At 76.0% G+C, this 11,396-nt stretch carries 8 protein-coding genes; 3 read left to right on the forward strand and 5 right to left on the reverse strand.

Annotation, left to right across the window (positions count from 1 at the left end):
• Positions 1–2: 2 nt before the first annotated feature.
• Entirely contained in the window at positions 3–2,321 is a 2,319-nt protein-coding gene (locus ACFC2L_RS08875; protein ID WP_375823916.1) for a heavy metal translocating P-type ATPase, read from the forward strand.
• A 76-nt stretch (positions 2,322–2,397) separates the two neighbouring features.
• Here ACFC2L_RS08875 and ACFC2L_RS08880 read toward each other — a convergent pair whose 3' ends face one another.
• The 4 genes from ACFC2L_RS08880 to ACFC2L_RS08895 form a co-directional block, all read right to left on the reverse strand.
• Complete coding sequence (locus ACFC2L_RS08880) at positions 2,398–2,658, reverse strand: hypothetical protein (protein ID WP_375823917.1); 261 nt, start codon at positions 2,656–2,658, stop codon at positions 2,398–2,400.
• A 76-nt stretch (positions 2,659–2,734) separates the two neighbouring features.
• Entirely contained in the window at positions 2,735–3,823 is a 1,089-nt protein-coding gene (locus ACFC2L_RS08885; protein WP_375823919.1) for a hypothetical protein, read from the reverse strand.
• Between the two features lie 106 nt (positions 3,824–3,929).
• On the reverse strand, positions 3,930–6,254 hold the full coding sequence (locus ACFC2L_RS08890; protein ID WP_375823920.1) for a hypothetical protein: 2,325 nt from the start codon (positions 6,252–6,254) through the stop codon (positions 3,930–3,932).
• Entirely contained in the window at positions 6,251–9,238 is a 2,988-nt protein-coding gene (locus ACFC2L_RS08895) for an MMPL family transporter (RefSeq protein WP_375823922.1), read from the reverse strand. Before ACFC2L_RS08895 ends, ACFC2L_RS08890 begins: the two co-directional genes overlap by 4 nt.
• Positions 9,239–9,366: 128 nt before the next feature.
• Here ACFC2L_RS08895 and ACFC2L_RS08900 point away from each other — a divergent pair, with 128 nt between their 5' ends.
• Positions 9,367–10,071: a TetR/AcrR family transcriptional regulator gene (locus ACFC2L_RS08900; protein ID WP_375823923.1), complete on the forward strand. Its 705-nt coding sequence runs from the start codon at positions 9,367–9,369 to the stop codon at positions 10,069–10,071.
• Between the two features lie 55 nt (positions 10,072–10,126).
• Positions 10,127–10,492, forward strand: coding sequence for a VOC family protein (locus tag ACFC2L_RS08905; protein ID WP_375823924.1), 366 nt, complete (start codon positions 10,127–10,129; stop codon positions 10,490–10,492).
• Between the two features lie 16 nt (positions 10,493–10,508).
• Here ACFC2L_RS08905 and ACFC2L_RS08910 read toward each other — a convergent pair whose 3' ends face one another.
• The gene (locus ACFC2L_RS08910; RefSeq protein WP_375823926.1) at positions 10,509–11,393 is read right to left on the reverse strand and encodes a helix-turn-helix transcriptional regulator; all 885 of its coding nucleotides are present in this window, start codon (positions 11,391–11,393) and stop codon (positions 10,509–10,511) included.
• Between the last annotated feature and the right edge of the window lie 3 nt (positions 11,394–11,396).

Raw genomic sequence — 11,396 nt, forward strand, 5'->3', positions numbered from 1 at the left:
TCATGACGGCACCGGCCGCCCCGCCACCGGGGACGTTCGTCGAGCTCGAGATCGGCGGGATGACGTGCGCGTCGTGCGCCATGCGGATCGAGAAGAAGCTCAACCGCCTCGAGGGCGTCACCGCGACCGTGAACTACGCGACGGAGAAGGCGAAGGTCACCGTCCCGGACGGCGTCGACACCGCCACGCTCATCGCCGAGGTCGAGAAGACGGGGTACACCGCGCAGCTCCCGCGCGTCGAGGACCCCGAGGTCGCGGTGCCGGACGAGGCGGACGACGCCGACCCCGAGCTCACGTCGCTGCGGCAGCGCCTGGTCGGGGCCGTCGTGCTCTCCGTCCCGGTCATCGCGATGGCGATGGTCCCCGCGCTCCAGTTCACGTACTGGCAGTGGGCGAGCCTCGCGCTCGCGGCCCCCGTGGTCGTGTGGGCGGCCTGGCCGTTCCACCGAGCCGCGTGGACCAACCTGCGCCACGGCGCGGCGACGATGGACACCCTCATCTCGGTGGGGACCAGCGCCGCGTTCCTGTGGTCGCTCTACGCGCTGTTCCTCGGCACTGCCGGGGAGCCGGGCATGACGCACCCGTTCACGCTGTCCGTCGAGCCCACCGACGGCGCCGGGAACATCTACCTGGAGGTCGCGGCCGGGGTCACGACCTTCATCCTCGCGGGCCGCTACTTCGAGAAGCGGTCCAAGCGGCAGGCGGGCGCCGCGCTGCGAGCCCTGCTCGAGCTCGGGGCCAAGGACGTGGCGGTGCTGCGCGACGGCGCCGAGACCCGCATCCCGATCTCCGAGCTCGCCGTGGGCGACGAGTTCGTCGTGCGCCCCGGCGAGAAGATCGCGACCGACGGCACGGTCGTGGCCGGCACGTCCGCCGTCGACGCCTCGATGCTCACGGGCGAGTCCGTGCCCGTCGAGGTGGGCGAGGGCGACGCCGTCACCGGCGCGACCGTCAACGCGGGCGGGCGGCTGGTCGTGCGCGCGACGCGCGTCGGCGGCGACACGCAGCTCGCGCAGATGGCCCGGCTCGTTGAGGACGCACAGTCCGGCAAGGCCCAGGTCCAGCGGCTGGCCGACCGCGTCTCGGCCGTCTTCGTCCCCGTCGCCATCGCGATCGCCGTCGGCACCCTCGGCGCGTGGCTCGGCGCGGGCGCGCCCGCCTCGGCCGCGTTCACCGCCGCCGTCGCGGTGCTCATCATCGCGTGCCCGTGCGCGCTCGGCCTCGCCACCCCGACGGCGCTGCTCGTCGGGACGGGGCGCGGCGCCCAGATGGGCGTCCTCATCAAGGGACCCGAGGTGCTGGAGTCCACCCGGACCGTGGACACCGTGGTGCTCGACAAGACGGGGACCGTGACGACGGGCGTCATGACGCTGACCGACGTCGTCACCGGCACCGGGGTCGACCGCGCCGAGCTCCTGCGCCTCGCCGGAGCGCTGGAGGACGCGTCCGAGCACCCGGTCGCCCGGGCGATCGCGCGGGGCGCCACCCAGGAGGTCGGCACGCTGCCCGCGCCCGCGGAGTTCACCAACGTCGAGGGCCGGGGCGTGCAGGGCGTCGTGGACGGGCACGCCGTCCTCGTCGGCCGCGAGTCGCTCCTCGCCGAGTGGGCGCAGCACCTCCCGCGCGACCTCGCCGACGCCAAGGCCCGCGCCGAGGAGCAGGGCGGCACGGCCGTCGTCGTCGGCTGGGACGGGCGCGCCCGCGGCGTCCTCGTGGTGGCCGACGCGGTCAAGCCGACGAGCGCTGAGGCGATCCGCCAGCTCCGCGCGCTCGGCCTCACCCCGGTGCTCCTCACCGGGGACAACGCGACCGTCGCGCGCCGGATCGCGGCCGAGGTCGGCATCGACGAGGTCATCGCCGAGGTCATGCCGCGCGACAAGGTCGACGTCGTCAGCCGGTTCCAGGGCGAGGGCAAGGTCGTCGCGATGGTCGGCGACGGCGTGAACGACGCCGCGGCCCTCGCCCAGGCGGACCTGGGCCTCGCCATGGGGACGGGCACGGACGTCGCGATCGAGGCCGCCGATATCACGCTCGTGCGGGGCGACCTGCGCTCGGCTGCCGACGCGATCCGCCTCGCGCGGCGGACGCTCGGCACGATCAAGGTGAACCTGTTCTGGGCCTTCGCCTACAACGTCGCCGCGATCCCGCTGGCCGCGCTGGGCCTGCTCAACCCCATGCTCGCGGGCGCTGCGATGGCGTTCTCCAGCGTGTTCGTCGTGGGCAACAGCCTGCGCCTGCGGTCGTTCCGGAGCCAGGCCACGAGCCCTGACCCGACGGCCACCACCCCGACCGCGCCGGCCCCGCAGCCCGCCGCTGTCTGACCAGACCGACCCTCAGGAGGAGCTGCGCTCGTGGAGCTGTCCCGGCGCCTGGGCGATCGTCCGGGCGCCGGGAGCGTCACACGCGCGACGCCGTGACGTCCCCGACGACGCGGACCTCGACCTCCACGCCGTCGACGGTCTCGGGGACGTCGACGGCGTCGGACGTCACGTTCACGCGCAGCAGCCAGTCGTCGACGACGTCCTGCGCCCGCGGACCGCGCACGGGCGCGCCCGACGCGTCGGCGCGGGCGATGCCGACGCCGGTCACTCCGTCGAGGCCTGCCAGCTCGTCGCGGAGCGCGGCCTTGGCCTCGCGGGCTCGTTCGAGGGTCGCCACGGCGAACCACCTCCCGACCTCATTGTGCGCCCGTCGGGGCGTTCGCGGCAGGGCCAGGAGTCCTTCGCCGGCCACGTCACCCGAGCAGCGTCGCGCCCAGCCGCTCGAGCACGGTCCCGATCGGGTTGCAGTACGTGAGGCCCGTGCCGTTCGCGCCGCCCGTCTCCGACCCCGCGAACAGCAGCCCCAGCGCGACGCCGTCCTCGCGGTACACGAGCGACCCGGAGTCGCCGCCGCGCGAGAACGGCCCGGTGCCCGTGGACTCGACCTCGATCTGGTCGTCGAAGCGCAACGCGCCGAGGCCGTCGCCGTAGCCCACCACGACGTCGTCGAGCTCGATGGCCGTGACGCGACCCGTCGTGACGCCCGTGGTCCGACCGGACTTGCCGACCACCTCGCCGCCCAGCGCGACCGCCGTCTCCGTGACGCGCCCGACGGGGTACTCCGTGTCCACCGCCGGGTCGTCGAGGAGCGCGACGGCGGCGTCGACGGTCTGCGTGACGCCCGCCTCCAGCGGGACGAGCGCGGCGAGGGTCCCGACGCGGTCGTCGGGCGCGCTGCCGCCGTCGGCGGGACCGGGCTGCACGACGACGTCCCCGACCCGGGCGGACGGCGACCCCGCGAGCACGTGCCAGTTCGAGAGCGCGTAGACCGACGCGGCGTCCGCGCCCGCCACGGGCGGCTCGGCGACGCGCACGAACGCGCCGAGCGTCCCCGCGGTGACGTCCACGTTCGCGATCGAGACGCCCGGACGCAGCGGCCGCACCCGGCCGGTCTCGCCGGTCGCGTACGCGGTGACGACGGGCGGGCGCAGGCCCGGGCCGTGGCCGGCCGCACGCCCCGCGCCTGACGCCGCGGCGAGGGGCCGGATCCGCCCCGTGCGACGCACGTCGACCGTGTCCCCCGCCTCCGAGGCGACCTTGCGCGCGATGCTGCGCGCGGTGGGCACCCCGAGCCGGTACCGGACCGCGATGGCGTACCCGCCGTCGTCGTGCGGGGCGAGGCCGATCGCGAGGGTGGGCGCGCGCACGACCTCCGCGGCGTCGGGCACGTCGCGCGCCTCGATCGCCGTGTCCGACCGGCGGGCCAACCCCGACCGCTCCGCGAGCTCGCGCGCGTAGTCCGCGAGCTGCGACTTGATCTCCCGTGCCTTCTGCTGGTCCATCGGTGCACCGTCCCCTCGCCCGACGGACGGCTCCCGCCGTCCGCGTCCTGCCGAGCGAGTCTGACGGCAGCCGCCCACACCCGCACCGCGCCACGCCGACGACTCGTCAGGCGCGCAGGAGCTGCTCCACGCGGACCGAGCGGCGGCGCGCGACGACGAGCGTCGTCACCGCGACCGACGCGAGACCCCAGAGCACGAGCGCGACGGCGTCGCCCGCGCCCCCCGCCGCGCCCGGGTCGACGATCGACGTGAGGAGGCGGAGCGCCGAGCCCACGGGCAGCAGGTCGCGCAGCCCGGTGAGCGCGGCCGGGACCGTCGCGACGATGCCGGTCGCGACGAGCAGCACCGCGACGAGCAGGCTGATCGCCCGCCCCACGTTCCCGAGCAGCGCGGCGAGCGCCTGGTTGAGCGCGACGAACACCACCGACGCCAGCGCCCCGACCGCGAGCAGGCCGACCCAGCCACCCGCGCTCGCCCCCTCGACCGCGGCGAGGACACCGCCGACGACGAGGCCGGTCGCGGCTGCGATCCCCGCCGGGAGCGCGAGCGCCGCGAGCGCGAGCCGTCCCGCGGTCCGCGTCGACCCGAGCAGCTTGGCGGGCACGGGCGGGAACGCGACGAAGACCGCGAGCGCGCCGAGCCACAGGGCGAGGACGGCGAACAGCGGGCCGGTCGACCCGGTGCCGAGGTCCTCGACGCCGGGCGCGGCCACCGGGTCCGCGACGACCGCCGAGAGGTTCTCGCGCTCCGCGTCCGTGTAGGAGGGGATCTGGTCGGTCGCGTCGCCGAGGCCCTGGGCGAGCTCGCTCGTCCCGTCCGCGAGCTGCCCGACGCCGCCCGCGAGGTCGCCCGCGCCCGTCGCCAGGTCCTGGGTCCCGGTGGCGAGCTGGTCGGCCCCCGTCCCGAGCGCCCCGACCCCGGTCGCGAGGCCGTCCGCCCCCGACGACAGCGCGCCCGCGCCCCCGGCGAGCTGGGCGGCGCCGTCGGCCACCTGGTCCGCACCGCCGGCGAGCTGCCCGAGCCCGGCCGCGAGGTCGCGCGCGCCCCCGGCGACTCCCGACGCGCCGGTGGCGGCCTGCGCCGCCCCGGTCGCGAGCCGGTCCGCGCCCTGCGCGGCCTGGTCGACCCCGGCCGCGAGCGCGTAGAGCCCGGTGGGCCCGGTCGCACCCGACGGCGCCCCGGCGAGGGCGGCGTTCCCCGCCGCGACCTCCGCCGCGCCCACCGCGAGCGGTCGCAGCGCGGCGAGCTGCTGGTCGAGCGCGACGCACGCGGGCGACGTCGGGTCCGCCGCGCACCCCGCCTGGACCTTCTGCTGCTCGATCCCGGCGACGACCTGCGCGAGCCCGCCGGCGACGTCCCGCGACCCCGTCGCGAGGCTGGTCCCGAGCGCGGGGAGCGACGTCGACCCTCCGCCGGGGAGGGGGACGGCCGCGATCGAAGAGTCGAGCGTGCCGAGCCCGGTCGCGAGGTCGGACGCGCCGGTCGAGACCCCGGCGACGCCGTCGGCGAGCCCCTGCGCGCCGGTGGCGAGCGAGCCAGCGCCCGTGGACGACTGCGCGACGCCGTCCGCGACCTGGCGCGATCCCGTCGCGACGCCCTGCGCCCCGCTCGCCAGGTCACCGGCGCCCGACGCGAGCTCGTCGGCGCCCGAGCCGAGCTCGCCGACCCCGGACGCGAGCGCCCCGGCACCGGTCGCGAGCTCGCCCGCTCCGGACGCGAGCTGCGTCGCGCCGTCGTCCGCCTGGGACGCGCCGTCGGCGAGCTGGTCGGCACCGTCCGCGGCCTCGCCGAGCTGCTCGTTCAGGGTCGTGAAGCCGACGAGCACGCCGTCGACGTAGTTCTCGGTCAGCGTGGTGCCGAGCACCGAGGTCGCGGTGGTCGTGACGATGCGCGCGAGCGCCTCGTCCACGACCCGCCCGCCCGGCGCCGTCTCGACGGTGAGCGTGGCCTGCGTCGCGTCGGACGCGTCGCCGCTGAACGACGTGGCCGCGGCGGAGAAGTCCTCCGGGATCGTCACGACGGCGGAGTACGTGCCGTCGGCCAGCCCGGACGCGGCGTCGTCGGCGTCGGTGATGACCCAGTCGTAGTTCGTCGTGCCGGGGTCGGGCTGGACGGCGACCGGCCCGGTGTCCGTCGAGGCGGCACCGCCGCTCACCAGCCCGGCCGTGAGCTGGCGCCCGAGCGGGACCGTCTGGCCGTCGACCTCGACGGGCTCGTCGAGGTTGACGACCGCGGCCTGCACCGTGTCGAGCCGCTCCTGCGGGTTCCACAGCGCCCACAGCAGCAGGCCGAGCACGGCGAGCGGCAGCGCGACGGCGGCGGCCACGGTCCACGCGCGCCGCGCGTCGACCCGGGTCCGGGCGCGGGCGGGCGCCGGCGCGTCCGGGGTGGTCGGGTCGGTCTGCGCCGTGTCGGGCGGGAAGACGCTCATGCGGGCACCTCCTCGGTGCGCGGGCCGACGGCGGACGCCGGGCCGGTGGGGGCGGGCACCGTGCGGACAGGGTCGGGGGCGTGCAGGTCGAGCACCTGCGTCCCGGGTGGCGCGAGGTCGGTGGGCGCGGGCCCGACGGCGCCCAGGACGACCGCCGTGCCGCGCGCGGTGGCCTGCGCGAGCACCTCGGCCAGCGCCGCCCGCTCCGCGGGAGACGTGACGGCGTCCGTCCCGACGAGGGCGAGCAGCCGCGGGTCCTCGCGCAGCAGCGCGGCGACGCTCGCCGCCGCGGGCACCCGGTGCGCGGCGGGCGCGGGGGCGTCGCCGGGCAGGGCCGCGACGTCGGCGGCGAGGTCGACGAGCGCGACCCGGCGGCGCACGCTCAGCGCACGCTCGGGCAGGACCAGGCCCGTCACCTTGAGCGCGCCCGCGGCCGGCCGGAGCCGCCCCGCGAGAGCCAGCACGACCCCGGACACCGCGGCGGGCGACGTCCCGTGCACGACGAGCGACCCGCCGTCGGGCACGCGGACCGTGACCGGCTCCGCGAGGGGGCCGTGCGCCCCGGCGACCACGAGGTCGTGCGCGACGACGGCGTCCGTGCTGCCCGGCTCCGGCCAGTCCGCGAGCGCGAGCTCCTTGGACAGCCCCTCGCCCTCGACGTCGAACGAGGGGAGCACGCGGTCGAGCCAGCGCGGCATCCACCACGCCTTGTCGCCGAGCATCGCGAGCACGGCCGGCACGAGCGTCATGCGCACGACGAACGCGTCGACGAGGACGCCGACCGCGAGCCCGAGCGCGATGGGCTTGAGGCTCATGTCGCCCTCGGGCACGAACGCCACGAACACCGCGAACATGATGACCGCCGCCGCGGTGACGACCTTCGCCGACGCCTGGAAGCCCGTGAAGATCGACCGCCGCGCCTTCCCGGAGTGGACGTAGTCCTCCCGGATGCGCGCCACGAGGAACACCTCGTAGTCCATCGCGAGGCCGAACAGCACGCCCATGAGCACGATCGGCATGAACGAGATGACCGGGCCCAGGCGCGTCACGTTCAGCGCGTCCGCGAGGAACCCGTGCTCGAACACGAGCGTCACCACGCCGAACGCCGCGCCGACCGAGAACAGGTACCCGAGCGTCGCCTTGATCGGCACGGCGATCGACCGGAACACCATCGTCAGCAGCACGAGCGACAGGCCCACGACGACGAACGCGAACGGCAGCAGCGCCGCCCCGAGCTTCGCGGACACGTCGATCCCGACCGCCGTGAAGCCCGTGACCGCGAGGTCCACGCCGTACTCGTCGAGGAAGTGGTCGTGCTGCGAACGGATCTCGGTGACGAGGTCCTTGGTCTCCGCCGAGTCCGGCGCGCCCGTCGGCACGACCTGCACGATGCCCGTGTCCGCGGTGAGGTTGGGCGTCGCGAGCGGGACGTCCGCCACGCCCGGCAGGCTCGCGATCTCGTCGCCCAGGTCGTCCATCAGCCCGACCGGGTCCGTCGACGTGACGATCGTGCCCGTGACGATGAGCGGCCCGTTGAAGCCGGGCCCGAAGTGCTCCGACACCAGGTCGTACGTCACGCGCGCCTGGTTGTCCTCGGGCAGCGTCCCCGCGTCGGGCAGCGCGAGCTGCAGGTCCCGCGCCGGCAGCGTCAGCAGCACGATCGCCGCGACGACGAGCCCGATCGTCAGCAGCGGGACCCGCGTCACGGTCCGCACCCACCCGGCGAAGAACCGGTTGCGGTGCTCGACGGTCGGCTGGACGCTCGTCGTCGGGTCCGCGGCACGTGGCCTCGTCGTCTCGTCGAGGCCCGACGACGCGGCATCGGTCCGCCCGTCCTCCCACCCGGGCGAGTCGGTCGCCCCGGCCGAACCCGCGCCGTCCGGCTCCGGGCTGGTCACCGTACGCGTGCGCGGTCCGGACGCTCCTGCACGCCGCCGTCCCCGACGGCGGCGCCGAGGGGCCTTCGGGCGCAACCGCTCGCCCGCGAACCCCAGCATGGCGGGCAGCAGCGTGATCGAGACGAGGACTGCCAGCCCGACGCCGACGGCTGCCGCCACGCCCATGACGGTGAGGAACGGGATGCCGGCGACGCCGAGGCCGACGAGCGCGATCATCACGGTGAGGCCGGCGAAGATGACGGCGGAGCCGGCGGTCGCGACGGAGCGGGCGGCGGCCTCCTCGACGCTCAGACCGCTCGCGAGCTCGTCGCGGTGCCGGGACACGATAAAGAGCGCGTAGTCGATGCCGACGGCGAGGCCGAGCATGACGGCGAGCATCGGGGTCGTGGAGTTGATCTGCGCGACGGCGGTCGCGGCGAACAGCAGGCCCATGCTCACGCCGACCCCGACGACGGCGTTGAGGAGCGGCAGCCCGGCCGCGACGAACGAGCCGAAGGTGAGGACGAGCACGACGAGCGCGACGAGGAGACCGAGGGCCTCGGTGACGGTGAGCGTGGGGAACTCCGTGCTGAAGAGCTGCCCGCCGAGGGCGGCCTGCGCGCCGTCGGGCAGGGCCGCCGCCAGGTCGTCGACGACGTCGCCGAGCGCGTCCTTCGTCGCGTCCGTGACCTCGCTCTGGCCCTCGTCGAGCTGGATGGTCATGAGCGTCGCGACCTCGTCGTCGCTGATCGACGCGGTCATGGTGTCGTCGTAGGGCGAGGTGACGGCGGCGACGCCGTCCACGTCGCCGAGCGCGGTGACGGCGTCCTCGACGGGTCCGCGGACGGCGTCGTCCTCGATGGTGGAGCCGTCGGGCGCCACCACGATGACCTGGGCGGACGCCCCGCTCACCTGGGGGAACGTGGCGGCGAGGCGGTCGAGCGCCGCCTGGGACTCGGTGCCGGGGATGGTCACCTCGTCGTCGAGACCCTGACCGACGAGGCCGGCGAGCGCGCCCGCGAGGACGAGGATCCCGATCCACGCGGCGAGGACGAGCCGGCGCGCCCCGACCGCCCAGCGGCCGAGCGAGTACAGCGCTGAGGACACGAGCGGCCTCCCGAGGAGAGTGCAGACGGATTTCAGGATACGCCGCTGTATCCGATGCGCGACCGTATCGGATACACTCGTGTATCGCAAGGCCGCCCGGTGCGGACGGCCCGTCCGACAGTGGGAGCATGTCCGGCGTGACCACCGACCTCGACCCGACCCGAGTCGACCGCGGCGCGGAGAGCGAGACCACGCTCTCCCCCCGCCGCGAGCGCACCCGCGAGCGCCTGCTGGACGCCGCCTACGGACTGTTCGCCGAGCACGGCATCAACGGCACGTCGATCGAGGCCGTCTGCGAGGCGGCGGGCTTCACGCGGGGCGCGTTCTACTCGAACTTCGACACCAAGGAGTCGCTGTTCCTCGCCCTCACCGAGCGCGAGATCCGGATGCGGATGCGGAGCCTCGAGGCCGCGGTCGAGCACCTGCCGGACGACCCGGTGCGGGACGGGGTCATCGCCCCCGAGGCCATCGCGACGATCGTCGCGGCCGTCATGGCGGACCCCCGCGACGAGCGCCGGTGGTGCCTCATGAGCGCGGAGCTCGAGCTGCTCGCGCTGCGCGACCCGCAGGTCGCGGAGCGGTTCGCCGACCAGGAGGAGTCGTTCCGCACGGAGCTCGCGGACATCCTCGGGCGCGTGCTCACGAGCGTCGGGATGCGTTTCGCGATCGACGCCGCCGCGGCCACGCGCGTGCTCATCAGCGCCTACACGTCCGCGGCCAGGGACGCGTTCCTCGCCCCCGACGGCGACGACGCCGTGCGGCGCGCGCAGGCCGCGGACTGGCTGCCCGCGCTCGTCGGCCGGCTCGTCGAGCCGGACCCCGACGCGGCCTGACGCCGCACCCTCGGCGGGCCGCGACCCTGCGGGTGGCGCACGTCACACTGGCGGTATGACACTCACCTTCAGCGGCGCCGTGGTCGACTGCGCCGACCCCGCCGTCGTGGCGGACTTCTGGCAGGCCGCGCTCGGCTGGACGGGGCGCGAGACCGGACCGCACGGCGAGGCCGTGCTCTACCCGCGCGACGGCGAGACGGTCCTCGGGCCGCCGAGCCTCGTCTTCCAGCGGGTCCCCGAGGGCAAGACGGTCAAGAACCGCGTGCACCTGGACTTCTCGTCGTCCACCCAGGCGGCCGACGTCGCGCGGCTGGAAGGGCTCGGCGCGCACCGCGTCGACGTCGGCCAGGGTGGGCAGGAGACGTTCGTCGTCATGGCCGACGTCGAGGGCAACGAGTTCTGCGTGCTGCGCGGGGACTGACGGTCCGCCGGCGCCGTCACGGCGGGTCGGGGTCGTAGACCGCCGCCGCACCGGCAGGCGGCTCGCCGACGTCCTCGACCGGGCGGGGCGCGTACGTCTGGGCCGTGAGGTCGGCGCGCTCGACGCGCGAGAGCCGGAACCAGCGGATCGCCTCGCGCGTCCGGCACCACGCGACGAGGTACCAGCGCCCGTCGGCGTGCGCGAGCAGCACGGGCTCGACCCGGCGCGCCGAGGTCGCGCCCCGGCCGTCCCGGTAGCGGATCGCGAGCACGCGCGACCCGGCCAGCGCCTGCTCAACGGCGCGCAGCACCCCGAGGTGCGAGCGGGCGCGACCGACGACGTCCCCGCCGCCGTCCGCGCCGTGCGACGCGGCGTCGTCACCGGCCCGGGAGACGCTGCCCGGCGACGCACCGGCTCTCGGTCCGGCGACGGCGTCGGGCGGGAGCGCCGTCGTCCCGGAGCCTCCGCGCACGGCAGGTGCGGACGGCCCGGGCGACGCGGAGCCCGCGTCGTGCCGCACCCACACGCGCGCGGCGAGCGCCTCGGCCCGCGCCCGGTCGCCGGCCGCGAGCGCGTCCCACACCTTGCCGCGCGCGGCGAGCGCGTCGACCGCGAACGGGCTGCCCGGCGGGAGCGTCGCGAGCGCGACCGCGACCGCGACGGCCTGGCCGGGCGTGAAGTTCACCGGGGGCAGGGACGCGCTCGGGTCGAGCACGTAGCCGCCGCCGGGTCCCGCCTGCGCCCAGATCGTCAGCCCGGCCTGCTGCAGCGCGGCGACGTCGCGCTTGATCGTCCGCTCGCTCACCTCGAGCGCTGCCGCGAGGCGCGGGCCCGTGGTGCCCGTCCGCCCCGCGCGGCGCAGCTCCTCGGCGAGCGCGTAGAGCCGCTCGGTCCTGTTCATGCC

This window comes from Cellulosimicrobium sp. NPDC055967 (assembly GCF_042269845.1).
Classification (GTDB): Bacteria; Actinomycetota; Actinomycetes; order Actinomycetales; family Cellulomonadaceae; genus Cellulosimicrobium.

Coding starts and splice junctions, on each gene's coding strand:
- ACFC2L_RS08875 (WP_375823916.1), top strand. CDS start 3: ATGACGGCACCGGCCGCCCCGCCACCGGGGACGTTCGTCGAGCTCGAG.
- ACFC2L_RS08885 (WP_375823919.1), bottom strand. CDS start 3,823: ATGGACCAGCAGAAGGCACGGGAGATCAAGTCGCAGCTCGCGGACTAC.
- ACFC2L_RS08890 (WP_375823920.1), bottom strand. CDS start 6,254: ATGAGCGTCTTCCCGCCCGACACGGCGCAGACCGACCCGACCACCCCG.
- ACFC2L_RS08900 (WP_375823923.1), top strand. CDS start 9,367: ATGTCCGGCGTGACCACCGACCTCGACCCGACCCGAGTCGACCGCGGC.
- ACFC2L_RS08905 (WP_375823924.1), top strand. CDS start 10,127: ATGACACTCACCTTCAGCGGCGCCGTGGTCGACTGCGCCGACCCCGCC.
- ACFC2L_RS08910 (WP_375823926.1), bottom strand. CDS start 11,393: ATGAACAGGACCGAGCGGCTCTACGCGCTCGCCGAGGAGCTGCGCCGC.